This is a genomic window from Thiemannella venezuelensis (genome assembly GCF_014203605.1).
GTDB classification, from domain to species: Bacteria; Actinomycetota; Actinomycetes; order Streptosporangiales; family Streptosporangiaceae; genus Planomonospora_A; species Planomonospora_A venezuelensis.
Genome location: NZ_JACHJJ010000003.1, coordinates 217,377 through 241,339 on the forward strand (window position 1 = coordinate 217,377; position 23,963 = coordinate 241,339).

Annotated in this window: 22 protein-coding genes; 6 read left to right on the plus strand and 16 right to left on the minus strand. The window is 72.1% G+C overall.

All coding sequences use genetic code 11. From position 1 onward, the window contains the following. Positions 1-38 precede the first annotated feature (38 nt). The 9 genes from FHS22_RS06625 to FHS22_RS06665 all read right to left on the minus strand — a co-directional run bounded on the left by FHS22_RS06625 (position 39) and on the right by FHS22_RS06665 (position 7,567). Positions 39-674, minus strand: coding sequence for an HAD family hydrolase (locus tag FHS22_RS06625; RefSeq protein ID WP_184939339.1), 636 nt, complete (start codon positions 672-674; stop codon positions 39-41). A 51-nt stretch (positions 675-725) separates the two neighbouring features. Further along, positions 726-1,232, minus strand: a complete 507-nt coding sequence (locus FHS22_RS06630; protein ID WP_184939340.1) for a DUF6912 family protein — start codon at positions 1,230-1,232, stop codon at positions 726-728. Between the two features lie 180 nt (positions 1,233-1,412). Then, positions 1,413-2,072 carry an HAD family hydrolase gene (locus FHS22_RS06635; protein WP_184939342.1) on the minus strand — a complete coding sequence of 220 codons (660 nt, stop codon included), beginning with the start codon at positions 2,070-2,072 and terminating at the stop codon, positions 1,413-1,415. Between the two features lie 126 nt (positions 2,073-2,198). After that, positions 2,199-3,521: a glycoside hydrolase family 3 protein gene (locus FHS22_RS06640; protein ID WP_260407720.1), complete on the minus strand. Its 1,323-nt coding sequence runs from the start codon at positions 3,519-3,521 to the stop codon at positions 2,199-2,201. Between the two features lie 99 nt (positions 3,522-3,620). Then, positions 3,621-5,303 (minus strand): phosphoenolpyruvate--protein phosphotransferase, encoded by a 1,683-nt coding sequence (gene ptsP / locus FHS22_RS06645; protein WP_184939343.1) that lies wholly within the window; start codon positions 5,301-5,303, stop codon positions 3,621-3,623. Beyond that, positions 5,300-5,557 (minus strand): HPr family phosphocarrier protein, encoded by a 258-nt coding sequence (locus FHS22_RS06650; protein ID WP_184939344.1) that lies wholly within the window; start codon positions 5,555-5,557, stop codon positions 5,300-5,302. Before FHS22_RS06650 ends, ptsP begins: the two co-directional genes overlap by 4 nt. A 178-nt stretch (positions 5,558-5,735) precedes the next feature. Beyond that, positions 5,736-6,182 carry a PTS sugar transporter subunit IIA gene (locus FHS22_RS06655; RefSeq protein ID WP_184939346.1) on the minus strand — a complete coding sequence of 149 codons (447 nt, stop codon included), beginning with the start codon at positions 6,180-6,182 and terminating at the stop codon, positions 5,736-5,738. 48 nt (positions 6,183-6,230) lie between these two features. Beyond that, positions 6,231-6,467: a PTS sugar transporter subunit IIB gene (locus tag FHS22_RS06660; protein ID WP_184939348.1), complete on the minus strand. Its 237-nt coding sequence runs from the start codon at positions 6,465-6,467 to the stop codon at positions 6,231-6,233. Positions 6,468-6,532: 65 nt separating this feature from the next. Further along, positions 6,533-7,567, minus strand: a complete 1,035-nt coding sequence (locus tag FHS22_RS06665; RefSeq protein ID WP_184939349.1) for an SIS domain-containing protein — start codon at positions 7,565-7,567, stop codon at positions 6,533-6,535. A gap of 162 nt (positions 7,568-7,729) precedes the next feature. Between FHS22_RS06665 and FHS22_RS06670 the strand changes: the two genes are divergently transcribed. The 4 genes from FHS22_RS06670 (at position 7,730) to FHS22_RS06685 (ending at position 11,996) form a co-directional block, all read left to right on the plus strand. After that, positions 7,730-8,470, plus strand: a complete 741-nt coding sequence (locus tag FHS22_RS06670; protein ID WP_184939350.1) for a GntR family transcriptional regulator — start codon at positions 7,730-7,732, stop codon at positions 8,468-8,470. A gap of 36 nt (positions 8,471-8,506) precedes the next feature. Then, complete coding sequence (locus tag FHS22_RS06675; protein WP_184939351.1) at positions 8,507-9,844, plus strand: PTS transporter subunit EIIC; 1,338 nt, start codon at positions 8,507-8,509, stop codon at positions 9,842-9,844. Positions 9,845-9,950: 106 nt separating this feature from the next. Further along, a complete protein-coding gene (locus tag FHS22_RS06680; protein ID WP_184939353.1) occupies positions 9,951-11,282 on the plus strand; it encodes a PTS transporter subunit EIIC in 1,332 nt (443 codons plus the stop codon). 204 nt (positions 11,283-11,486) lie between these two features. Then, entirely contained in the window at positions 11,487-11,996 is a 510-nt protein-coding gene (locus FHS22_RS06685) for an Rv3235 family protein (RefSeq protein WP_184939355.1), read from the plus strand. Positions 11,997-12,051: 55 nt separating this feature from the next. On the opposite strand, the gene secA is transcribed toward FHS22_RS06685, so the two are convergent. Next, on the minus strand, positions 12,052-14,850 hold the full coding sequence (gene secA, locus FHS22_RS06690; RefSeq protein ID WP_184939356.1) for a preprotein translocase subunit SecA: 2,799 nt from the start codon (positions 14,848-14,850) through the stop codon (positions 12,052-12,054). Positions 14,851-15,106: 256 nt separating this feature from the next. Between secA and FHS22_RS06695 the strand changes: the two genes are divergently transcribed. Beyond that, positions 15,107-15,355, plus strand: a complete 249-nt coding sequence (locus FHS22_RS06695; protein WP_184939358.1) for an HGxxPAAW family protein — start codon at positions 15,107-15,109, stop codon at positions 15,353-15,355. Between the two features lie 130 nt (positions 15,356-15,485). Further along, the gene (locus FHS22_RS06700) at positions 15,486-16,664 is read left to right on the plus strand and encodes a winged helix-turn-helix domain-containing protein (RefSeq protein WP_184939360.1); all 1,179 of its coding nucleotides are present in this window, start codon (positions 15,486-15,488) and stop codon (positions 16,662-16,664) included. Positions 16,665-16,706: 42 nt separating this feature from the next. Here the strand turns inward: FHS22_RS06700 and FHS22_RS06705 are convergent, their stop codons facing one another. The 6 genes from FHS22_RS06705 to mtrA form a co-directional block, all read right to left on the minus strand. Further along, on the minus strand, positions 16,707-17,408 hold the full coding sequence (locus FHS22_RS06705) for a response regulator (RefSeq protein WP_184939361.1): 702 nt from the start codon (positions 17,406-17,408) through the stop codon (positions 16,707-16,709). 94 nt (positions 17,409-17,502) lie between these two features. Next, positions 17,503-18,162: a ribosome hibernation-promoting factor, HPF/YfiA family gene (gene hpf, locus FHS22_RS06710; protein ID WP_184939363.1), complete on the minus strand. Its 660-nt coding sequence runs from the start codon at positions 18,160-18,162 to the stop codon at positions 17,503-17,505. 518 nt (positions 18,163-18,680) lie between these two features. Beyond that, positions 18,681-19,385, minus strand: a complete 705-nt coding sequence (locus FHS22_RS06715) for a ComF family protein (protein WP_184939365.1) — start codon at positions 19,383-19,385, stop codon at positions 18,681-18,683. A 54-nt stretch (positions 19,386-19,439) separates the two neighbouring features. After that, positions 19,440-21,281, minus strand: coding sequence for an LpqB family beta-propeller domain-containing protein (locus FHS22_RS06720; protein ID WP_184939366.1), 1,842 nt, complete (start codon positions 21,279-21,281; stop codon positions 19,440-19,442). Then, entirely contained in the window at positions 21,271-23,013 is a 1,743-nt protein-coding gene (gene mtrB, locus FHS22_RS06725) for an MtrAB system histidine kinase MtrB (protein ID WP_184939368.1), read from the minus strand. The genes FHS22_RS06720 and mtrB overlap by 11 nt, the downstream gene beginning before the upstream one ends. Positions 23,014-23,047: 34 nt before the next feature. Further along, positions 23,048-23,725 (minus strand): MtrAB system response regulator MtrA, encoded by a 678-nt coding sequence (gene mtrA / locus FHS22_RS06730; protein ID WP_036327899.1) that lies wholly within the window; start codon positions 23,723-23,725, stop codon positions 23,048-23,050. Between the last annotated feature and the right edge of the window lie 238 nt (positions 23,726-23,963).

Below are 23,963 nucleotides of genomic sequence, written 5' to 3' on the forward strand. Positions count from 1 at the left end.
CACCGATGCCTAAATCATCCGATTTATACGTAATCCGATTACGCGTAGTCGAGGGCGTCCGCGAGGGTGTCCACGACCGGCACCCCGAACGCCTCCAGGTCCCTGCGGCTGGTCATGCCGCCGGTGTAGAGCACCGCGCGGGCCCCGACGTGCCGGGCGGCGTGCGCGTCGTCCACGCTGTCGCCGATCACGAGCACGTTCTCCGGGGCGACGCCCAGCTCAGCGAGGTGAGCCACCATGGACTCCGCCTTGTGCCCGCCGGAGGCGGTGCTCAGCAGGCCGTCGACCCGGGTGAAGTGCCGGTCGATGCCGTACTCGGCGATCTTGGCGACCAGCATCTCGTGCCGCCACATGGACAGCAGCGACTGGCTGCCGCCCTCCCGCTCCCAGCTCCTCAGGGTGGACTCCGCGTCGGCGGCGAGGCCGCACTCCAGCATCAGCCGGTGGTAGTGCTCGTGGAAGCCCTCGTCCATCCGCTCCCACTCGCCCTCCTCCAGCGGGCGCCCGAGCATGCGCTCGTAGGCCGTCCAGATCGGGCGGGTGTAGACCGCGCGGAAGCCGTCGACATCGTAGGAGCCGAGGCCGTACGGCTCGAAGACCGCGTTGGTCGCCGCCACGACGGCGTCGATGTCGTGGAAGAGCGTGCCGTTCCAGTCCCAAACAATGTGTCTCATATGCCCGTGACTCTACCTAATCAGCCCAGCTCAGGCACCTGATCAACCCTCTCAGCCGACCAGGTCGGGGATCTCCTGGGTGGCGTACCAGAGCAGTTCGTGGGCCTCGGCGCCGTCCACGGTGAACCGGGCGTCGTCGTCGCCGCCGTCGGCCGCGGGCAGCGCGGCGAGGGCGGACTCGACGTCCTCGGCCGCCGCCTGATCGTCCACGTGCACCGCGGCGATCTTCTCCATCGGGACCGCGCGCGCGAGCCGCACCCGCGCGCGCTCCCGCAGGTCGGTGCCCATGCCGACGTCGTCGTCCGGCACCTCGGCGGCGATCACCACCCGGCGGGCGGCCACCTCCACCCCGTCGGCCCGGTCGGCGGCCAGCATCCGCAGGGATGCCCTGGCCGCCTCCGTCAGGGCGACGTACTCCAGTTCCTCGGTGTCACCCGAGGCGTACCACTCGGTCAGCGCGGGGGTCACCGCGTAGCCGGTCAGCGGGGCCGGGCCGAGCTCCTTCACGGTGGCCACACGGGCCAGCGCCGGGAGCGTGCACGGCAGGTAGACGCGCATCTTGCCTCGATCTGTCCTCTGCGACGGCGGCGCCGTCCGGCGCCGATCATCCACCGAGTCTGCCAGTCCCGGCACCCCGGTCGCGAGGTACGGCGCCGCCCGGCGAGCCGGATCCGGGCGGGGGACGGAGCCCGCGGCGCGGTGGCGCCGGATCCCACAGGGCGGGCGCGGCCCGCGGTCTCACAGGGCGGGCGCGGTCCGCAGCGGGATGCTGAGGAGGGTCTCCAGCTCGGTGATGGTCGTCTCCGGGTCCCGGTGGTGCACGCCGACGATGCCCAGCGCGCGGGCGGCCGTGATGTTGGCCTCGATGTCGTCGATGAACACGCACTCCGCGCCGGAGAGCCCGACCACGCCCAGGGTGTGCTCGAAGATCCGCGGCTCCGGCTTGCGCATGCCGACCTCGCCGGAGATGACGATCTCGTCGAAGATCCCGTCCCAGCTGTCGCGGGGGTAGTCGTTGGCCCAGGAGTTGGAGAGCAGGCAGGTCTTCAGCCCGGCGGCGCGGGCCGCGGCCAGCATGTCGTACATCGGCTGGACCGGCTGGAACCCGGCGAACATCCTGGTCAGCAGCCCTTCGGCCACCGGCGGCACGCCGTCCGTGGTGAGCAGCCGCTCGGCCAGGTCGCGCTCGAAGTCCAGGGCGGAGATCTCGCCCCGCTCCAGCGCGTGGATCGTGTTCTCGCCGCTCACCGAGCCCTCGTACGCGTGCATGATCAGCTCGCGCATCACGTCGCGATAGTGGATCGCGTCGATGCGCTCGGCGACGATCCACGCCTCGATCGCCTCGTGCAGGCCCGTGGTGAGCACGCCACCCCAGTCGATCAGCACACCCTTGAGCATCTCGCCTCCTCGTTGGAACCTGTTACAGAGTAGGCGCAGCCGCCCGGACGGCGGGAGCGGGGTGCGGCCCTCGCCCACCGCGCCGGGAACGGGGTACGGCTACCGGTCCACGCGGCGGGAGCGGGGTCAGCGGGCTCTGCGGTTGATCAGGGAGGCGAGTGCGCGGTGCTCGGCCGAGCGCAGCGTCCGCTCCGCCTCGGCGGGGTCGGCGACCGGCGCCTTCCGCAGAATGCCCCGGGCGGCCTTCAGCGTCAGCAGCCGCCGTACGGACTCGTCGAGCCGCTCGGCGGAGATCCTGCCGGACTCCACGGCGGCCAGCACCGCCGCGTGCGCCTTGCGGTAGTCCGGCGGCATCAGCAGCAGGTCCGCCCCGGCCAGCACGGCCCGCACGGCCACCTCCCCGTCGCCGTACTTCTTGCGCACGCCCTCCATGTCCAGCGCGTCGGTGGAGACGACCCCGTCGAAGCCGAGCTTCTGCCGGAGCAGCCCGGTCAGGATCGGCTTGGAGAGCGTGGCCGGGTCGCCGGACGGGTCGAGCCTGGGCATGACCACGTGGGCGCTCATGATCATGTCGACGTCCTCGCCGATGGCCGCGGCGAACGGCGGCGCGTCCAGCTTCTCCCACTGGGAGCGGGAGTGCCTGATCACGGGGAGGCCGGAGTGGCTGTCCACGTTGGTGTCGCCGTGGCCGGGGAAGTGCTTGGCGGTGGCGGCGACCCCGGCGTCGTGGAAGCCCCGGACCGCCGCGGCGACCATCGGCGCGACCTTCTTCGGGTCCGAGCCGTAGGCGCGCGGGCCGATCACCGGGTTGCGCGGGTTGACGTTCACGTCGGCGACCGGGGCGAAGTCGAGGTTGACGCCGAGCGCCCGCAGCTCGGCGCCCGTGGCCTCGGCCGCCCGGCGGGCCAGCGACGGGTCGCCGGTGGAACCGATCACCGAGGCGCCGGGAAGCTTGGTGACCAGCGGCGCGAGCCGGGACACCTGGCCGTTCTCCTGGTCGGCGCCGATCAGCAGCGGGATCTCGGGAGAGGCCTGCTGCAGGCCGTTGGTCAGGGCGACGAGCTGGCCGACGTTCTTGACGTTCTCCGCCCAGGGGAACAGGATCACGCCGCCGGGGCGGTACTTGGCGATCATCCCGGCCGGGGTGTCCACGCCGAAGCGGGCCCGGTTCTCCCCCGAGACCGTGTCGGCCGCGGGGCCGTACAGGACCGGCATGAAGAGCTGGCCGACCTTCTCCCCGGTGCTCATCCCCGCGAGCACGGCCTCCACCCCGGAGGCGGGCGTCGCCGGGGGCGAGGAGGTGCCGGGGGTCCGGGAGGCCGCGGTGGGCACGGTGGGCGCGGTGGCCCCCGGGGCGGGCGCGGTGGCCGCCCCCGATCCCGCCGCGCACCCGGCGGCCACCATCGCCGCGATCACTGCAAGACCCGCCGTACGCATGCTCCGAACCATGCCGACCACGCTATCCGCGCCGGCGGCCGGACGCTCCGGTTACCGGCGTGTCGGAAGGGAGCGACCGGAGCGCCGGCCGCGGGACTCGGGGCCGGCGCCTCACAGGGCCAGCTCCGCCAGGCCCGGCAGGTGCGAGCGGGCGGCGGCGCGCGCCGGGGCCGGGGAGACGGCCGCCCTGGCCGCCTGGGCGGCGAGCGTGCACTGCTCCCGGGTGTGCCGCGCCAGCACGGCCCGTACGGCGGGCAGCGAGGCGGCCGCCATCGAGAGCGAGGTGACGCCGAGGCCGACCAGCACGCAGGCGAGCACCGGGTCGCCGGCGGCCTCCCCGCAGACCCCGCACGGCTTGCCCTGCCCGGCGGCCCCGGCGGCGGCCATGGCGACCAGGTCGAGCAGGGCGGGCTGCCAGGCGTCCTGGAGCGCGGTCAGCGCGCCCAGCTGGCGGTCGGCGGCGAAGGCGTACTGGGCCAGGTCGTTGGTGCCGACGGAGAAGAAGTCGGCCTCGGCCGCCAGGTCGGCGGCGCGCAGGGCGGCCGAGGGGATCTCGACCATGACGCCCGCGGACGGCAGCCCGGCCTCCCGGCAGGCGGCCGCGAACCGCGCCGCCTCCTCCGCGGTCGCCACCATCGGGGCCATCGCCTGGACCCTGGCGGAGGCCTGGGCGGCGGCCCGCGCCAGGGCCTCCAGCTGCTCGCGCATCATCTCCGGATGCGCCTGGAAGAGCCGTGATCCGCGCACTCCCAGCGCCGGGTTCGGCTCCGCCGCCTTCGCCGGCAGGAAGGCCAGCGGCTTGTCCGCCCCCGCGTCCAGCGTCCGCACCACCACCGGCCCCCCGGGGAACGCCTTCAGCACCTCCGCGTACGCCGCCTCCTGCTCCTGCGCCGACGGCGCCTGCTCCCGGCCCAGGAAGAGGAACTCGGTCCGGTAGAGCCCGACGCCCTCGGCGCCGTGCTCCAGCGCGCTCTCCACCTCGCCCGGCCCCCCGATGTTGGCCAGGAGCGGGACCGGGTGGCCGTCCGCGGTGGCCCCGAGCCCGTTGCCCGCCGCGAGCACGGCCTCGCGGGCCGCGGCGGCCCTGCGGGCGGCCTCCACCTCCTGTTCGGACGGCGAGAGCCGTACCAGCCCGGAGGCTCCGTCGACGAGCACCGGCGTGCCCGCGGCGATGGCCGTGGCGCCCGGGCAGGCCACGACGGCGGGCACGCCCATCGCCCTGGCGATGATCGCGGTGTGGCTGGTCGGCCCGCCCTCCTCCGTGACGAAGGCGGCCACCACGTCCCGGGAGAGCAGCGCGGTGTCGGCCGGGGCCAGGTCGCGGGCGACGAGCACGTACGGCTCCGCGGTCCGGTCCGGCACGCCGGGCACGGGCAGGCCGTCGAGGACGGCGATCGTCCGGTCCCTGACGTCGTCGAGGTCGGCGACCCGCGCGCCCAGGTAGCCCCCGGCCCCGGCGAGCATCTCCCGGTAGCGCCCGAACCCCTCGTAGACCGCGCGGGAGGCGCTCGCGCCCGCGCCGACCAGCTCGGCCACCTCTGCCGCCAGGCCGGGATCGCGGGCCATCAGGGCCTGGGCGTCCAGGACCTTCTGCCCCTCGCCTCCCGCCAGGGCTCCCCTCCGCTCCAGGTCCCGTGCGACCTGCTCCAGCGCGTCCGCGGCCCTGGCCCGCTCCGCCTCGGCGTCCCCGCCGTGCCGGGCACCGGGCGGGGGCACCGGGATCTCGTGGACGACGACGTGGCCGGCTCCGAAGCCGACGCCCGGGCTGACCCCCACGCCCGTGAACGTGCTCACGGAGCCGAGGCGATGTCCGCGAGCCGGTCGAGAAGCTCCTCGGCGCCCTCCCCCTCGGCCCTGATCACCACGCTGTCGCCCTGGCGGACGTCGAGCGAGAGGACCCCGAGGATGCTCTTGGCGTTCACCGGCTGCCCGCCGGCCTTGGCGACGGTGACGTCCAGGGACGACTTGGCCGCGGTCTGCACGAACGTCGCGGCGGGGCGGGCGTGCAGGCCGACCTCGGCCTTGACGGTGACTTGGCGCTCTGCCACGGGTCCTCCTGAATGGCTCGGCCCGGCGGTCTAGACCGCCGGTCGCTCGTATGGTCGGCGGGACCGGTCGGCTCCCGCCGGGCCTGCCGCCGCCGGACCCGCGCAGAGGCGGGCGGTCGCGACGCCCACGCACCTCATACCCGCCGCCCCGGGCGCAATCCCGGCGGTCGCCGGCCCCCTATCTCCACTCGAACAACTCGTCGCCGGCGCCCACGGTTCCCTCCGCGAGCCCGGTGACGGATCCCTCGGAGGCGTCCAGCGCCACCACCGGGCAGACCGGCGACCGGCCGCCCGCCTCGACCGCGGCCGGGTCCCAGGCCACCACGGGCTGGCCGGCGCGCACCCGGTCGCCCTCGGCGGCCAGCGGCTCGAACCCCTCGCCCCGCAGTTGCACGGTGTCGATCCCGAGGTGCACGAGGATCCCCCGGCCGTCGTCCCCCACGACGACGAAGGCGTGCGGGTGCAGTTTGACGATCTTCCCGTCGATGGGGGAGAGCGCGCGACCGGGCTCCCTGGCCGGGTCGATCGCCGCCCCCGGGCCGACCAGCCCTCCGGAGAACACCGGGTCGGGCACCGCCTCCAGGCCCACGGCCGCCCCCGCGACCGGAGCCAGAACAGTGGTCATCACACCCCCTCCGCGGCCCCCGCCGCGGCGGGGGCGGCCCGGCCTCGGTCAGCCGATGACGTCCTCGATGTCACTGGCGATCGTGTCGGCCTCGGGACCCACCACCACCTGGACGACGTTCCCCGCGGCCATGACGCCGTGGACTCCGGCCGCCTTGAGGGCGGCCTGGTCGACCTTGGAGGCGTCGAGCACCTCGGTCCTGAGCCTGGTGATGCACGGTTCGATCGCGATGATGTTGTCCGCACCGCCGAGACCCGCGATGATCGCGTCGGCGTCTGCCGCCATGTCGCCCTCCTAGCGTTGCCGGTCCTGGGGCCAAGGCCATGACCAGGCTAAACGACGCAACCGTCTCAGTCCGTCTGGGTGACCTTGTTGAGGCCGCGCGGCGCGTCGGGGTCGATGCCCAGCCGGCGCGCGAGGGCCTCGGTCAGCAGCTGCCCGGGGACGACGAGGCCGAGCGGGGCGACCCACTCCGGCAGGTCCGGACCGTTCAGCGCGGCCGTGCCCGCCGCGGCGAGCGCGGTGCCGCCGCCGACGGTGAAGGCCGCGGCGCCGGCGCCGGTGACCCGCTCGGCGAGCGCCACGGTGCCGGCCAGGGTCGGGCCCTGGTCCGCCGCGACCAGGATCGCCGGGGTGTCGGCGTCGACCACGGCGATCGGGCCGTGCAGCAGGTCGGCGTAGGACAGGCCCATGGCGTGCAGGTAGCAGGCCTCCTTGAGCTTGAGCGCGGTCTCCAGCGCGGTGGAGAAGGCGAGGCCCCGGCCGGAGACCACGACGCCCGGCTTGTCGGCCAGGCCGTCGACGACCGCGTCCAGGTCGCCCGGGTCGCCGACCAGCTTCTCCACGGCCTCGGGGACCCGCCGCAGGTCGGCGGGGTCGACGTCGGCGCCCAGGCCGAGGGCGAGTACGGCGAGCGCGGCGAGCTGCGTGGTGTAGGTCTTGGTGGCCGGGACGGCCTTCTCCTCGCCGGCGAGCGTGCACAGGGCGAGGTCGGCGGCCTGGGCCAGCGGGCTCTGCTCGCCGCCGTTGGTGATCGCCAGGGTCCTGGCTCCGCAGTCCTTCGCCCAGGCCAGGGTCTCGACGATCTCCTCGGTCCGGCCGGACTGGGACAGGCCGACCGCCAGCACGCCGTCGAGGTCCAGCCTGCGCCGGTAGGTGGTGGCGATCGAGGGGGCGGCGAGGGTGGACAGGCGGCCCGCGTGTGCCTCGGCGAGGTAACGGCCGTAGACTGCGGCGTTGTCGGAGGTGCCACGGGCGATGAACAGCAGCTGACGCGTCTGCCCCGCGAGCCGTTCCACCTCCCCGATCCTGGGGAGAAGGGCGTCCAGCGTGGCCTGCAGCGCAGCGGGCTGCTCGGCGATCTCGCTGCGCATCTTGGTCGTCATCTCGCGCTCATCCTTCGGTTGGGACAGGCGCGATCGGGCCGTTATCGATCCGTCGCCGGTCCGTACGTTGACACCCTTTTCCGGCCTGTGGTCTAGTCCGGACTAGACCAGTGCAAACCATAGCTCATCGGACATAGTGGAATCGAGAGGGGAGGAGACCCCTTGGCGCAGATCGATCCGGACAGCCCGGTACCCAAGTACTTCCAGCTCCGGGAGATCCTGCTCGACCTGATCGAGAGCCACGAGCTGGCCATCGGCACGGCGATCCCGTCCGAGCGCGAGCTCTGCCAGCGCTTCGGGCTGTCGCGGATGACGGTACGGCAGGCGGTCGACCACCTGGTCTCCGAGGGCCGTCTGCAGCGCGTCGCGGGCAAGGGCACCTTCGTGGCCCGCCCCAAGATCGAGATGGCGCTCCGGCTGACCTCGTTCAGCGACGAGATGCGCGCCCGGGGCATGGAGCCCGGCTCCCGCGACCTGGACCGCCGGGTGGTCCGGGCCAGCGCCCACCTCGCACGCGAGCTCGGCATCCAGCCCGGCGACGAGGTGCACTTCATCGAGCGGCTGCGCACCGCCGCCGACGAGCCCATGTGCATCGAGCGCTCCCACATCCCGGTCGCCCTCGCACCCGACCTCGGCGAGCACGACCTGACCGGCCGCTCCCTGTACTCCATGCTGGAGACCCACTACGGCCTGGTGCTCGACGCCGGCGAGCTCACCATCGACGCCGGGATCGCCGACCCCGACGACGCCGACCTGCTGAAGCTCCCGCGCGGCGGAGCCGTGCTCCTGCTCCAGCAGCGCTCGTTCGCCGGAGGCGTCTGCGCCGAGCTCGGGATCTCCACCTACCGCGCCGACCGCTACCAGCTGCGCACCATCCTGGAGACGCCGGCGCGCCGCAGCTGACCTCCTCTGAGCTCCCACCCCCCGGAGGAAAGTCCGATGAGCTCCACCCCGGCGGACGCGGGCCGGCCCGCCTCCGCCCCGGCCTGGTCCGCCGTGATGAGCGTGCTCCAGCGCCTCGGCCGCTCCCTCATGCTCCCGATCGCGGTCCTGCCCGCGGCGGGGCTGCTGCTCCGGCTCGGCCAGGACGACCTGCTGGGCCGCAGCGACAACGCCTTCCTCGACCGGGTGGCGGGCGTCTTCGCCGCCGCCGGGGACACGCTCTTCGACAACCTGCCGCTGCTGTTCGCGATCGGCGTGGCCATCGGCTTCGCCCGCAAGGCCGACGGCTCCACCGCCCTGGCCGCGCTCGTCGGCTACCTCGTCTTCCACGCCGTCAGCATGAACATGTTCTTCACGCTGTTCGACGACGAGCTGAAGAAGTCGATCACCACCCAGGTCTTCGACCCGGCGAACCCGGGCGCGCCCACCGCGGTGCTCGACCCCGGCGCGCAGAATCCGACCCGGGTCCTCGGCGGCATCGTCATCGGCATCACCGCGGCCCTGCTCTGGCAGCGCTTCCACCGCACCAAGCTCCCGACCGCCCTGGCCTTCTTCAGCGGCCGGCGCCTGGTGCCGATCATCACCGCCTTCGCCGGGCTGGTGCTCGGCGTGCTCTTCGGCTTCGTCTGGCCGGTCCTGGGCGGCTGGGTCCGCGCCTTCGGCGCCTGGCTCGCGGAGAACAGCACCCTGGGCGCCGGGATCTACGGCATGGTCAACCGCGCCCTGCTCCCCCTGGGCCTGCACCACATCGTCAACAACGTCGTGTGGACCCAGGTCCCCGAGTGCGTGACGGAGACCGGCAAGCGGCTCGCCGGCGACCTGGTCTGCTTCAACAACGGCGTGCAGGGCTACGGCGGCTTCGAGGCCGGGTTCTACCCGGTCCTGATGTTCGGCCTGCCCGCCGCGGCGCTCGCCATCTGGCGGGCCGCCCCGGCGCACCGCCGTACCGCGGTCGGCTCCATCATGGTCTCCGCGGCGCTCACCGCGTTCCTCACCGGGATCACCGAGCCGATCGAGTTCGCCTTCATCTTCGTGGCGCCGGTCCTGTTCGTGGTGCACATCGTCCTGACCGGCGTCTCCCTCGCCGTCGCCTCCGCGCTGGGCGCCAAACTCGCCTTCAGCTTCTCCTCCGGCCTGATCGACCTCGGCCTGTACGGCACCGCCGCCAACGCGCGGGGGATCCCGGTCGTCATCGCCATGGGCCTGGTCTACGCGGTGGTCTACTACGCCGTGTTCGGCTTCCTGATCAGACGCCTGAACATCATGACCCCCGGCCGCGAACCCGAGCCCGACGCGGAGTCCGGCGAGGCGCCCCCTCCCGCCAGGCCCGCCTGACCCCTCCCTCCGGGGACGCGGCCCCGGAGCCCCGTGTAGTCCGGCGCCCCGAGTGGTACATACCGGCTGTGCCCCCCGCACGCCACCACGGACGCGGGGGTTCAGGATGGGCACGGCAGCCGTCGAACGCGGGCCATCGGCATGGTCGTCCGTCCTCTCGGTCCTCCAGCGCGTGGGGCGCTCCCTGATGATGCCCATCGCCGTGCTGCCCGCGGCGGGGCTGCTGCTCCGCTTCGGCCAGGACGACCTGCTGGGCCGCAGCGACAACGCCTTCCTCGACCGGGTGGCGGGCGTCTTCGCCGCCGCCGGCGGAGCGCTCTTCGACAACCTGCCGCTGCTGTTCGCGATCGGCGTGGCCATCGGCTTCGCCCGCAAGGCCGACGGCTCCACCGCCCTGGCCGCGCTCGTCGGCTACCTCGTCTTCGACCGGGTCTCCAGGACCCTGTTCTTCGCCGCCGCACCGGACTCCGCGGTGCACCGGAAGGTCGCGCTCACCGTCGCCGGCCCCGACGGGCAGCCCGCTCCCCTGCTCAACCTCGGAGCGCAGAACCCCACCGGCGTCCTCGGCGGCATCGTCATCGGCATCACCGCGGCCCTGCTCTGGCAGCGCTACTACCGGACCCGGCTCCCCGCCTGGCTCGCCTTCTTCGGCGGCCGCCGGTTCGTCCCGATCGCCACCGCGGTCGCCGCGCTCCTCCTCGGCGTGCTCTTCGGCCTGCTCTGGCTCCCGGTCGGCGACTGGCTGGTCACCGTGGGAGACTGGCTCTCCGCCCACGGCACCGAGGGCGCCGGCCTCTACGGCGTGGCCAACCGCCTGCTCATCCCGGTCGGCCTGCACCACTTCCTCAACACGATCGTCTGGTTCACCCTGCCCGAGTGCCGGGCCGGGGACGGCGGCGCCACCCGGAGCGCCGCGGGCGACCTGAACTGCTACTTCGCGGGCCAGGACGGGGCGGGGATCTTCATGACCGGTTTCTTCCCCGTCATGATGTTCGGCCTGCTCGGAGCGGCCGTCGCGATGTGGCGGGCGGCCCCGCCGCACCGGCGCGCGACCGTCGGCGGCATCATGCTCTCCGCCGGGCTCACCGCGTTCCTCACCGGGATCACCGAGCCGATCGAGTTCGCCTTCGTCTTCGTCGCGCCGGCCCTGTTCGTGGTGCACGCCCTGCTCACCGGCGTCTCGATGGCCCTGATGGCCGAGTTCGGGGCCCGGCTCGGGTTCACCTTCTCCGCGGGCGGCATCGACATGCTCCTCAACGCCGGCAAGTCGAACACCCACGGACTCGGCCTGATCATCGGGTTCGGCCTGGTCTACCTCGTCGTCTACTACCTGCTGTTCACGGTGATGATCAGGAGGCTGAACCTGGCCACCCCGGGCCGCGGGCCCGAGGACGGCGAGCCGTCCGGTACGGCCGGCTCAGGGCCAGGCGCGGCCTGAGGCGTTTCGGCTGTCCGCCGGAGGGCGTGAGCGGTTCCGGAACCCGGCTCCGTCCGGAGGGCACCGCTCCAGCTTCAGGGGATCTTCTCCCCCTGGAGGGACGAAACGGCTGCGGTTCCCGGAAAGTTGGCGCGGGACGTATCTGGGCGGCGGACCGGAAACTCCTAGATGCGTCAGGTCAACAGACGAGAACCCGGAGTCTCCATGCCACGCCCCCTGCGGCCGGTGCCGCTCCCCCGGATCGTGTCCTCCCCCTCGGCGGAGCCGCCCTACGACGACGAGCGCCCGCCCGGCCGCGCCGAGGCCGCCCCGCCGTACGTGCGGGGGACGCTCGCCCTGGCCCGCGAGCCGGAGCCCGCCGAGTCCCCCATCCGGCGGCCGCTGATCTGGGGGCCGCCGGGAGCGGTCCCGGACGAGCGGCGGCTGCGGGCACTCGGGCAGGCCTTCGCCGAGATCCTGGCCGGCCGGCGCCCGCCCTCCAGCGTGTCCCGCCACACGACCGAGCGGACCCAGGCCGAGCTGGTCCGCGCCGGGAAGGTCTTCGACTGCCCGCGTCCGCCCCGGGCCGGACGGCTGCACCTGTCCCAGCCCCGGGACGGGGTGGTGGAGATGTGCGTGCTCGTGCGCTGCGGCGAGCGGCACCGCGGACTGGCGCTCAGACTTGAGCGCAGGGGCGTGCAGTGGCTCTGCACCGAGTTCGAGACGACGCCCTGACGCCGGAGACGCGCAGGGCCCGCACCCGTGACGGGTGCGGGCCCTGCGCGGCGGGTCAGGCCTGGGTGTGCTTGGGGTCTCCGTGGCAGCGCTTGTACTTCTTGCCGGAGCCGCAGGGGCACGGGGCGTTGCGCTCGACGTTGCCGTAGGCGTCGCGCTCCTCGCGGGTGCTGACCCGCGTCTGCTCCACCTCGCCCCGCTCGCCGGGCGCGGTGTACTGCAGCTCGGAGGGGCGCTGGGGGCCGCGCAGGCCGCGCGCGATGATCGAGCGCACCTCGGCGGTGGCCTCGTCCTCCTCCGCCTCGTTCTCCTCGACGATCGGGTTGGTCTGCACCTCGACCTCGAGGTTGAACAGGTAGCCGACCGACTCCTCCTTGATGCCGTCGAGCATCTGGGAGAACATGTCGAAGCCCTCGCGCTGGTACTCGATCAGGGGGTCGCGCTGCGCCATCGCGCGCAGGCCGATGCCCTCCTGGAGGTAGTCCATCTCGTAGAGGTGCTCGCGCCACTTGCGGTCCAGGACCGACAGGATGACCCGGCGCTCCAGCTCCCGCATGGCCTCGGCGCCCAGCTCCTCCTCGCGGCGGTCGTAGGCGGCCAGCGCGTCGGCCCTCACCCGCTCGTCGATGAGCGCGGCGGAGAGCTCCTCCCGGCCGCCCGCCTCCTTGACGATCTCGTCGATGCTGACGCTGATCGGGTAGAGCTGGCCCAGCGCCTTCCACAGCTTGTCGAGGTCCCACTCCTCGGAGAAGCCCTCGGCCGTGGCGGCCTTGACGTAGTCGTCGACGACGTCGCCGACGAAGCCGCGGATCTGCTCGTGCAGGTCGGCGCCCTCCAGCACCCGGTGGCGCTCGGCGTAGATCACCTTGCGCTGCCGGTTCATGACCTCGTCGTACTTCAGAACGTTCTTGCGGATCTCGAAGTTCTGCTGCTCGACCTGGTGCTGGGCGGAGGCGATGGCCTTGGAGACGATGCCCGACTCGATCGGGACGTCGTCCGGGATGTTCAGCCGCGTCATGATCATCTCGACCCGGGCCGAGTTGAACAGGCGCATGAGGTCGTCCTCGAGCGAGAGGTAGAACCTCGACTCGCCCGGGTCTCCCTGACGGCCGGAACGGCCGCGGAGCTGGTTGTCGATGCGGCGCGACTCGTGCCGCTCGGTGCCCAGGACGTAGAGGCCGCCGATGTCGGTGACCTCCTCGTGCTCGGCCTGGACGGCCGCCTTGGCCCTCTCCAGCGCCTCGGGCCAGGCCTTGTCGTACTCCTCCGGGGTCTCGACCGGGTCGAGGCCGCGGTTGCGCAGCTCCACGTCGGCGCGGAACTCGGTGCTGCCGCCGAGCTTGATGTCGGTGCCGCGGCCGGCCATGTTGGTGGCGACGGTGACGGCGTGCTTGCGGCCCGCCTCCGCGATGATCGCCGCCTCGCGCGCGTGGTTCTTGGCGTTGAGGACCTCGTGCTTGACGCCCCTGCGCTTGAGCTCCTTGGACAGGCGCTCGGACTTCTCCACGCTCGTGGTGCCGACCAGGACCGGCTGGCCCTTGTCGTAGCGCTCGGCGATGTCGTCGACGACCGCCATGAACTTGGCGTCCTCGGTCTTGTAGACCACGTCGGCCTGGTCCTTGCGGATCATCGGCTTGTTGGTCGGGATCGGGACGACGCCGAGCTTGTAGGTCTGGTGGAACTCGTTGGCCTCGGTGGCCGCGGTTCCGGTCATGCCGGAGAGCGTCTTGTAGAGGCGGAAGTAGTTCTGCAGCGTGATCGTGGCGAGAGTCTGGTTCTCGTCCTTGATCTTGACGCCTTCCTTCGCCTCGATGGCCTGGTGCATGCCCTCGTTGTAGCGGCGCCCGTGCAGGACGCGGCCGGTGAACTCGTCGACGATCAGGACCTCGCCGTCGACGACGATGTAGTCCTTGTCCTTCTTGTAGAGCTCCTTGGCCTTCAGCGCGTTGTTGAGGAAGCCGACCAGGTGGGTGTGCTCGGGCTTGTAGAGGTTGTCGATGCCGAGCCAGTCCTCGACCTTCTCCACACCCGACTCGAAGATGCCGACCGTGCGCTTCTTCTCGTCGACGGCGTAGTCGCCGGTGCTCTCCTCGCCGTCCTTGCCCTCGGTGCCCTTGCGGAGCCGGGGGACGATCTTGGCGAACTCGCCGTACCACTTGCCGGACTGCTCACCGGGACCGGAGATGATCAGAGGGGTCCTGGCCTCGTCGATGAGGATCGAGTCGACCTCGTCGACGATGGCGAAGTTGTGGCCCCGCTGGACGCACTCCTCCAGCGACCAGGCCATGTTGTCGCGCAGGTAGTCGAAGCCGAACTCGTTGTTCGTGCCGTAGGTGATGTCCGCGTCGTACTGCTTGCGGCGCTCGTCCGGAGCCATGTTGGCCAGGATCACGCCGACCTCGAGGCCGAGGAAGCGGTGGACGCGGCCCATCTCCTCCGCGTCGCGCTTGGCCAGGTAGTCGTTCGTCGTGATGACGTGGACGCCCTTGCCGGAGACGGCGTTGAGGTAGGCGGGGAGCGTACAGGTCAGGGTCTTGCCCTCACCGGTGCGCATCTCGGAGATGTTGCCCATGTGCAGGTTGGCCCCGCCCATGATCTGCACGTCGAAGTGGCGCATGCCCAGCACGCGCCGGGAGGCCTCGCGGACGGTGGCGAAGGCTTCGGGAAGCAGATCGTCGAGGGACTCGCCGTCGGCGTGGCGCTGCTTGTACTCCGCTGTGAGCGCGCGCAGTTCGGCGTCGGTCAGGCTCGTGAAGTCGTCCTCGATGGAGTTGACCTGGTCGGCGATCCGCTTGAGCTTACGCAGAAGCTTGCCTTCGCCTGCGCGAAGAATCTTGTCGAGAAAGGCTGGCACTTTAGGTAAAGCTCCTCGCAGGTCTTCCGCGGCCTTCAGGGGCCCGGATGAGGACGAGACATGGTTCTCCGCTGCCATCGTAGGCGGTTCCACCACCAGACACAGCCACCATGAACGACGCTCTCGCCGCCTCTACGGTTCCCTGTGCCCGTTTTGAGGAGTAAGAACACCAATGATGGGGTATGCGGCACCTATCACCTCCGGCGCCGGAGATAGAGCCCGCGAGCGCCTCACCGTCCATGAGGAGACACGACCAATGGCGGAGACACCCGAGGTCAGCCACGGCGGCCGGGCCTCGTCCTGGCTGGCCGTCACCGTGAGCGTACTCGGCTTCGCCATCGGCGGGATCGCGCTGACGGCCGGCCCCAACTGGTTCGTGTTCTGGATGGGCGCGGCGGTCTGCGTGCTGGGCGGAATCCTCCTGCTGGCCTTCGGCGCCTTCGAGGACGTCATCCTCGACTCCCCGCGCGCCCCCTTCGGCCGCAGGGAAGGCGTCCTCGACTAGCCCCGCCGTCCGCGCACCACGTCCCCCTCCTCCCTTGACACCGGCATAACATTTTCGTCGGTGTGAGTCGCTACGCTCGGCCCATGCCGACCCGCCGCGCGACGACGCGCCGCCTCCCCCTGGAGCAGCCGTGACCCTCACGCTCCCGGCCGACGAGGCCCGCCGGATCATCCTGCGCGCCCAGGGCTTCCTGTGCGCCGAGGGCCGCCGAGGCGGCCCGTCCGCGGCCCTGCGCCGCCTGGGCGCCGTGCAGCTCGACACGATCTCCGTGCTGGCCCGCTCCCACGAGCTCGTCGCCTACGCGCGCCTGGGCGCCGTCGGCAGACGGCAGGTGGAGCGGGCCTACTGGGACGAGCCCGCCCGCGCCTTCGAGTACTGGTGCCACGCCGCCTGCGTCCTGCCCATCGAGGACTGGCCGCTCTACGCCTTCCGGCGCCGCGCGTTCCGCGAGCGGAGGTACCGCTGGCACGAGGTCCCCCCGACCGTGGACAAGGTCCTGGAGCAGGTCCGCCTGAACGGCCCCGTCACGACCGCCGACATCGGCGGCGCCAAGAACGGCGGGCCCTGGTGGGACTGGTCCGACTCCAAGATCGCGATCGAGTGGCTGCTGGACACCGGCCAGGTCGTCTGCACCCGGCGCGTCGGCTGGCGCCGCGTCTACGAGCTGGCCGAGCGCGCCGTCCCCGGTCATCTCCTGGGGGAGGACCTGTCCGACGCCGAGTGCGTCACCCGCCTCGCCCGCCTGGCCGGCCGCGCCCTCGGCGTCGCCACCCGCGCGGACCTGGTCGACTTCCTCCGGCTCAACGCCTCGCACGCCGCGCTGCTGGACGCGGCCCTGCTCGACGGCGGCACCGGTCTCGTCCCGGTCCGCGTGCCCGGCTGGCCCGAGCGCTCCGCGAGCGCCTGGGCCGATCCCGCCGCCCTGGAGGGCAGTCCCCGCGGCCGCCACCGCACGACCCTGCTCTCGCCGTTCGACTCCCTCGTCTGGGACCGCGCCCGCACCGCCCGCGTCTTCGGCTTCAACCACCGCCTGGAGGCCTACGTCCCCAAGGACAAGCGGGTCCACGGCTACTTCGCGATGCCCGTCCTGGCCGGCGGCCGCCTGATCGGCCGCGTCGACCCGGCGCGCGAGGGCTCCACCCTCGTCGCCCGCCAGATCGGCCTGGAGCCCGGGGTCGACCCGCGCAAGGCCGCCGGGCCGCTGGCCGAGGCCCTCCGCGAGGCCGCGAGCTGGGTCGGCTGCGACGCCGTCCGCATCGACCGCGCGGAGCCCGTCCTGCGGGAGGCGCTCCTGGCGGAGATCCCGTGAGCGGGGGGCGGGGAGCGGGCCGCCCACGGGATCGGCCGCCGGTCAGGTGATCTCCAGCATCCGCTCGCGGACCGCGTAGACCACCGCCTCCATCCGGGAGTGCAGCTGGAGCTTGTCCAGGATGTTGCGGACGTGGTTCTTCACGGTGTTCTCGGAGATGAACAGCTGCTTGGCGATCTCGCGGTTGTTCATCCCCTTGGCCACCAGGCGGAGCACCTCCATCTCCCGGTCGGTCAGCCGGGGGACGGGCAGCTGCGGAGGCCGCTCGGCCTCCTTCCGGCTCATGGTCGCGAACTCGCTGATGAGCTTGGCGGCCATGGCCGGATTGATCAGCGACTGCCCTTCGTGGACGCCGCGCACGACCTCGGGGACCTCGTCGAGCTGCACGTTCTTCAGCAGGTACCCGGTGGCCCCCGCCTTGATCGCCTCGAAGAGGTCCTCCTCCTCGTCGCTCACCGTCAACATGATGATCCGGACGCTGGGCGCCGAGGCCTTGATCTCCCTCGTGGCCTCGATGCCGCTGCGCCGGGGCATCCGGACGTCCATGAGCACGACGTCCGGTGTCAGGCGGTCGGCGAGCTCGACCGCTTCCTGACCGTCGCTCGCCTCGCCGACCACCTCGATGTCCGCCTCCGCGGCCAGCGCCATCTCCAGGCTGCGGCGGATCAGCGCGTGATCGTCAACGATCAGCACACGGATCGGGTCGCCGCCGGCAGGGCGGGCCGCCTCGTCGGGTTCCGTCACGCCTCCTCCTCGGGGGGCCAGAGCCGTTGGACCGCCATGATTACACGGCTTTCAGGGTCCTCGGGATGGTCGGAGAGGTCTCAGAGCACCGCGATCAGGGCTCGACGAGCCGCAACACGCCGTAGTCGTAGCCTTGCCGCAGGTAAACGACGCTGGGATGTCCGCTCTCCTTGTCTCGGAAGAGGTAGAAGTCGTGCCCGACGAGTTCCATCTCCAGGAGCGCCTGGTCGATGGTCATCGGCTCTGCTTCGTGGAACTTCTCGCGGACCACCAGAGGTCCGTCGCCCTCCATCTCGATCGGGACGATCGTCTTGTCCTCGGGGAGGTCGAAGTCGACCTCCAGGTCCTGCTCCGCCGGCTTGGCCTGGGCCGGGACCGTCTCGGACTCGAGGGAGCGGGCGAGTGCGGAGGCGGTCAGCTCGGCGACCGACGGCGGGACGTGGTTTCCGTGGTGGACCTTGCGCCGGTCGGCGATGCGCCGGAGCCTTCCTTCGAGCTTGCCGAGGGCCAGGTCCAGGGCGACGAAGCGGTCGTCCGCCGAGGCCTCCGCCCGTACCGCGGGGCCGCGGGAGTGGATCGTGAGCTCGACCCGCTCGCGCTGCTCTGGGATGCGCGGGTTGCGCTCCTTGGACACCTCCACGTCAACGCGGATGAGCTTGTGGTCCAGACGCTCGATCCTGGCCAGCTTGGTCGTCACATGGTCGCGGAATCGGTCACTCACTCCGGTGTGCCGACCCTTGACGATGATGTCCATGCACAGCCCCCCTTCGGCTCTCGACGGTGGAACAGCGACACCCGCTCGGCCGACCTGGTCTTCGTCCCCACATCCGCCTGCTGAGGGTTTCGCAGCTCTCTGCCACTACTGCCCTTCTCTTCTGGCGAGGAACATCTGGCTCCTCGGGAAGGCAGGACTTACCTCTAAGCCGCACCGTGATCGATCGACAAAGAGTCGTCTTACGTGGACCGTTTCGCCTGCGGCTGGCATCGGCTAACCCGGCCGGCCCCCTTGCGGGAGTCGGCCCGGCGCAACCACGGACCCGAGCGGGTGCCATGCTCCGACGCTATCCGTATCCCGGCCGAATGTCAGCCTGGCGATCGGCCAGAGGATCACTTTGTGTGATTTTCTTAGGATTCCTCCTCCTGCCGGGATGACCGCTTTCCGCGCGGGCCGCCCTTTATGTGAAGGGTTCTCGCGTCCGCAGAGCCGATCCGCGTCCCTGATTGGGACGGGGAGGCGCAGGTCCGAAGCGAGACCGATATCCGGGCGATTCTTTACTCTCCGTCACCGTTTCCGGTCCGGCCCCTGCGGCGTGTCGCGGCGAGCGTCACGGCGAGCGGAGCCTGCACCCCCGCCGCCCGGAGGGCCCGGGCCGCCTCGGCGAGCGTGGCCCCGGTGGTGACGACGTCGTCGACGAGCACGACCACCCCTGCGCCGTCCCAGGAGCCCGCCAGGACGTCGCCCCACCGGGGGGAGACCCGATATGCCAGAGCCAGGTTCTCGGCCCTCTGGAGCGAGCTCAGGCCCGCCTGGTCGGCCGGTCGGCGCCGGTGGGCCAGCATCCCGGCCACGATCACGGGCCAGCCGGCGGTCCGGAGGTAGCCGGCCGCCAGCTCCGCCAGCCGGGTCACCGGGTCGTGCCCGCGCCGCCGCAGGGCGGGACGGGCGCTGGGAACGGGGACGAGGACCACGGGGTGGGCGCCCACCGCGGTGCCCGCCGTCAGGGCCAGCGCCCCGGCCAGCGGGCGGGCGAGAGCCGTACGGCCCCGCTCCTTGTAGGAGATGATCGCCCGGCGTGCGGCGCCGGCGTAGTCGGAGGCGGACCAGCATTCGGGAAGCCCCGGCGGGGCCGGGACCGGCATCCGGCACGCGGGCTCGCCGCGGAGCTCCGCGGAGCAGGCCGGGCAGACGAGCGCGCCGGGTGCGTCGCATCCGGCGCAGCGTGGCGGCAGGACCAGGTCGAGCAGAGCGGTCGTCACGGCTCCACGGTGCCAGGTCCCACCGACAGACCGGCCGCAGGTCCGGCGGCCTGCTCAGCCCAGGGGGAACGCCGGGTGGGACGGGCCGTCCTCGACGAAGCCGGTGGAGCCGTTCTCGTCCTTGACCAGGGGCTGCCACTTGGCCGAGTCCCAGTAGAGGATCTGCCGCTTCTTCCCGTCCGCGGCCCCGGCCAGCAGGGCGCGGTCCAGGGCGGTGATGCTCTCGATGCCGGCGTAGGGGACCAGGGGCTTGGACTCACCGGTCAGCGAGGCCTCCAGCAGCTCGGACTTGCCGGTGAGCACGTAGAGGGTCTTCCCGTCCTTCCAGGCGATGTCCTTGATCTTCTGCTTGTCGTCGACGCGGTCCACCGGCCACAGGTTGTCGATGCGGCTGCCCGCCCCCTCGCCGACGACGGTGCCGATCATGACCTCCTCGTCGCCCTGCCCGTCCCTGACCGCCACCGCGACGTGCACGCCGTCACGGGCGACCTTCAGCGCGGTCACCTCGACCTCGTCCAGGTCGTGCGCGGAGACGCGATACTGCTTCACCTCCTGCTTGGCGTCGTCGTAGTAGTGCCGCAGCACCACCGAGGTCCCGGGCTCCGGGTGGGTCACGGTCCACAGCGAGTGGTAGCGGTCCCAGGAGGGCGGGGCGAGGTCGGTGCCGGTCACCCACTCCTTCCACTGCCCGTCCGGGACGAGCGGCACGACCGAGATGCTCCTGCGGTCCTCGGAGAGCGCCGCCACCTGCTTCAGGACGTGCCCGCTGACCGCCGGGCGGATGCGCGGGCTCTTCTCCGCGCCCGCCTCACCCGCCACCGGTTCGCCGACGTTCTCCTTGCCGAGCTGGTGCAGGGTGCCGTCCTGCAGGTAGATCGGGCGCACGTCCGCCGGGGTCGTCCACGGGTCGAACCCCAGCTGCTTCTGGGCGTCGATCATCAGCGGCGAGCCGGGGTAGTAGGACTCGCCGTTCACCCGCACCTCGAAGCTCGAACCGCTGACGATCTCCGAGAGCGTCCAGGAGAGCTGGGCGGACATCGCCGCGACGTTGTCGGAGCTCACCCTCTTGGTCAGGTTGACGACGACGCGGTCGTTCTCGGTGGTGACGTCGATGAGCCGGGTGTCCTGCGCGAAGGCGGTCTGGACGGCGCCCTGCAGCGCCCCGCTCGCCCCCGCGAGCAGCCGCTCCACCGTGGCCTTGGCCCGGGTGGAGGCGGGGTTCACCGGTATCTGGACCTGGTCGATCACCAGGCCCTTGCGCTTGGAGTCCAGGAAGTAGAGGTCCACCCCGCGGTAGGCGCGCTCGGCGTCCGCCTTCGACAGCAGCAGCCCGTCGGGGCCCGCGTCGATCCGCCAGCGCTTCCCGCCGTCCCTGACGAGGGTGAAGGGCTCCCTCAGGTCACCGCTGCTCGGGCGGTACAGGCCGTCCCGGCCGATGGTCGCCGTGACGGTGCCCTTGAGCGTGACCCGGACCTCGGTCGTGTCGTCCGCCACGGGCTCGTCGGCCTCGATCCCGTCCTGCTCGTAGATCGTCACCTCGCCCGACGGCCTCCACCTCCCCGCGAAGCCGCCGGTGAGGTACTGGCGTGCCACCGCGTGCCCGGGATCGCCGGTGCTCGCCATCGCGGCGAGGAACCCCCTGACGAGCTGCTCGGGGTCCCACTCGTCGTTCGGCGGCATGGCGATGCCCCGCGCGTACGGGGAGTCCAGCGGGTTGCCGCGTCCCGCGTCCTCCACCGCCCCGGCCCTGACGCCGGTGGGGATGACGGCGCAGGCCCCGGTCGCGCAGACCAGCATGAGGGCCGCGAGGGCCGCGGCCGCGGCCCGCAGGCCCCGGCCCCTCCGGGGTCCCCCGGCCCCGGACTCCCTGGCCGGCCCGGACTCCCTAGTCGGCATCGCGTCCCCCGTCGGCCGTCGCCGGCGTCAGCATCGGCGTCATCTGTCCCCGCCATGTCCGCCGCATCTCCACCTCCGGCGGCACCAGCGGCAGCGGCGACCCCCTCAGCTCCGTCCCGGCCGCCCGGGGCAGCGAGAGCCGGAACTGCGAGCCCTCCCCCGGTGATCCCCACGCCTGGAGCCAGCCGCCGTGCAGCATGGCGTCCTCGCGGGAGATGGCCAGGCCGAGCCCGGTGCCGCCGATGGTCCGCGCGCGGGACGGGTCGGCCCGCCAGAAGCGGTCGAAGACCATGTTCTCCTCGCCCGGCTTCAGGCCCACCCCGTGGTCCCGTACGGCCACCGCCACCGCGTCCCGGTCGGCGCCGACCGAGACGACGATGTCCCGGCCCTCGCCGTGCTCGATCGCGTTGAACAGCAGGTTGCGCAGGATGCGCTCGACGCGGCGGCTGTCCATCTCGGCCATGCAGGGCTCACCCGGCAGGCGCAGGTCGAAGCGGGTGGAGTGGCGCTCGGCGAGGGCCTCCGAGTCGGCGACCGCGCGCAGCACCACGTCCCTGACGTCGACCGAGTCGACGTCGAGCGTGGCCGCGCCCGCGTCGTAGCGGCTGATCTCCAGCAGGTCGGCGAGCATCGACTCGAACCGCTCCAGCTGGTTCTGCATCAGCTCGGCCGAGCGCGCCGCCATCGGGTCGAAGTCCTCGCGGGCGTCGTAGAGCAGGTCCGCGGCCATCCGCACGGTGGTCAGCGGGGTGCGCAGCTCGTGCGAGACGTCGGAGACGAACTGCCGCTGCACCTGGGAGAGCTCCTCCAGCTGGTGGATCTTCAGCGCCAGGTTCGCCGCCATCTCGTTGAAGGAGATGGCCAGGCGGGCGAGGTCGTCCTCGCCGCGCACCCTGAGCCGCTCGTCCAGCCGCCCGGCGGCCAGCCGCTCCGCGGCCTGGCGCGTGAGCCGTACCGGGGTGACCACCTGGCGGGTGACCAGCGAGGCGATCGCGGCGAGCAGGAGCACCAGCCCGACGCCGACCACGACGAGCATCTGCCGGACGGAGGTGAGGGTCTTCTCCTCCTTGTCCAGCGGGACCAGATGGTAGATCTCGTATCCGTCGTCGACCAGGGGGGTGCCCGTGGTGTCCAGGCGCGTGCCGATCACCAGGCCGGGGACCGGCCGGCCCTCGCGGCCCTCGTAGTACAGGTCGCTGAACCAGGGGCTGTTCTCGCCGGCGTCCTTCTTGAGCACCTCCTCGCGCATCTTCTCCGTCACGCTGCGCTCGTCGATGTTCATCGTGCCGAAGAAGGCTCCCGGCAGCCTCCTGTTGCGGATCACCACCGAGTAGCGGCCGGCCGACCCCGCCCGGTTCGCCAGCGCCTCGGTCGCCTCGCCCAGCGGGCTCTCCCCGCTGTGCTGGAGCGTCTTGCCGGTGTCCCCCGACTGCTTGGACGCCTCGCTCTCCGGCTGGGCGAGGAAGCCGAGGACCGTCCTGCGGTCGGCCTGCGCCTCGCTCGTCGCGGCCCGCACGCGGTCGTTCAGCACGGACGCGCTGATCTGCTGCTCCAGGAAGACCCCGAGCACGGCGACCACCGCGATGGAGATGACCAGCGTGCTGGTGACCACGCGGAGCTGCAGGGACCGCCAGAAGACCCGGCGCAGGCGGCCGGCCGCGCGCCGGGTGCGCCGCCGTACGCCCCGCGCCAGCTGGCGCGGGGTACGGCGGCGCTTCTTCACGGGAGGCATGTCGGGATCCGGGGGGAGGGCGGCCGGGCTCGGCTCAGGCCGGGCCGGCCTTGTAGCCCACGCCGCGGACCGTCACCACGATCTCCGGGTGCTCCGGATCCTTCTCGATCTTGGCGCGGAGCCGCTGGACGTGCACGTTGACCAGCCGGGTGTCGGCCGCGTGCCGGTAGCCCCAGACCTGCTCCAGCAGGACCTCCCGGGTGAAGACCTGGCGGGGCTTGCGGGCGAGCGCGACCAGCAGGTCGAACTCGAGCGGCGTGAGGTTGATGGTCTCCTCGGCCCGCTTGACGGAGTGGCCGGCGACGTCGATGGTGATGTCGCCGATCTGCAGGATCTCCGGGGTCGGCTCGTCGGTGCGGCGCAGCCGCGCGCGGACCCTGGCCACGAGCTCCTTGGGCTTGAACGGCTTGACGATGTAGTCGTCGGCCCCGGACTCCAGCCCGAGCACCACGTCGATGGTGTCGCTCTTGGCCGTCAGCATGACGATGGGAACGCCGGACTCGGCGCGGATCCTGCGGCAGACGTCGATGCCGTCGGCGCCGGGCAGCATCAGGTCCAGCAGGACCAGGTCCGGCCGAGTGTCGCGGAACGCGTCGAGCGCCTTGTCCCCGTCGGAGACGAAGGAAGGTTCGAAACCCTCTCCGCGCAGCACGATGCCGAGCATCTCGGCGAGAGCGGCGTCGTCGTCGACGACCAGCACGCGTCCTTTCATGGCCCCTCATTCGTTTTACGCAGCTAGGGAGTTTCTACGGCAAACCGTATGATTACTGAAGGTTACCCTTGCCCGACCACCGGATGGCACAGTCAGATGGTCGGCATCCGGATGCCGAATTTTAGGCCCGCGCGGTGCGGAGTGTGCGGCGGCGCCCCCGGATGGCCGCTTCCGGCCTCGGCACCCCGATGCCGGATGGGAGCGGTCACCCCCCAGTCTGCGGTAAACGGCGCTGCTC

Excerpts from the sequence above, each read along its gene's own strand:
- FHS22_RS06625 (WP_184939339.1), bottom strand. The coding sequence starts at position 674 with ATGAGACACATTGTTTGGGACTGGAACGGCACGCTCTTCCACGACATC.
- FHS22_RS06675 (WP_184939351.1), top strand. The coding sequence starts at position 8,507 with ATGAGCTCCACCCCGGCGGACGCGGGCCGGCCCGCCTCCGCCCCGGCC.
- mtrA (WP_036327899.1), bottom strand. The coding sequence starts at position 23,725 with ATGAAAGGACGCGTGCTGGTCGTCGACGACGACGCCGCTCTCGCCGAG.
- FHS22_RS06685 (WP_184939355.1), top strand. The coding sequence starts at position 11,487 with ATGCCACGCCCCCTGCGGCCGGTGCCGCTCCCCCGGATCGTGTCCTCC.
- mtrB (WP_184939368.1), bottom strand. The coding sequence starts at position 23,013 with ATGCCTCCCGTGAAGAAGCGCCGCCGTACCCCGCGCCAGCTGGCGCGG.
- FHS22_RS06720 (WP_184939366.1), bottom strand. The coding sequence starts at position 21,281 with ATGCCGACTAGGGAGTCCGGGCCGGCCAGGGAGTCCGGGGCCGGGGGA.
- FHS22_RS06640 (WP_260407720.1), bottom strand. The coding sequence starts at position 3,521 with ATGGTTCGGAGCATGCGTACGGCGGGTCTTGCAGTGATCGCGGCGATG.
- hpf (WP_184939363.1), bottom strand. The coding sequence starts at position 18,162 with ATGGACATCATCGTCAAGGGTCGGCACACCGGAGTGAGTGACCGATTC.
- FHS22_RS06655 (WP_184939346.1), bottom strand. The coding sequence starts at position 6,182 with ATGACCACTGTTCTGGCTCCGGTCGCGGGGGCGGCCGTGGGCCTGGAG.
- FHS22_RS06665 (WP_184939349.1), bottom strand. The coding sequence starts at position 7,567 with ATGACGACCAAGATGCGCAGCGAGATCGCCGAGCAGCCCGCTGCGCTG.
- FHS22_RS06630 (WP_184939340.1), bottom strand. The coding sequence starts at position 1,232 with ATGCGCGTCTACCTGCCGTGCACGCTCCCGGCGCTGGCCCGTGTGGCC.
- FHS22_RS06695 (WP_184939358.1), top strand. The coding sequence starts at position 15,107 with ATGGCGGAGACACCCGAGGTCAGCCACGGCGGCCGGGCCTCGTCCTGG.
- FHS22_RS06660 (WP_184939348.1), bottom strand. The coding sequence starts at position 6,467 with ATGGCGGCAGACGCCGACGCGATCATCGCGGGTCTCGGCGGTGCGGAC.
- FHS22_RS06635 (WP_184939342.1), bottom strand. The coding sequence starts at position 2,072 with ATGCTCAAGGGTGTGCTGATCGACTGGGGTGGCGTGCTCACCACGGGC.
- FHS22_RS06680 (WP_184939353.1), top strand. The coding sequence starts at position 9,951 with ATGGGCACGGCAGCCGTCGAACGCGGGCCATCGGCATGGTCGTCCGTC.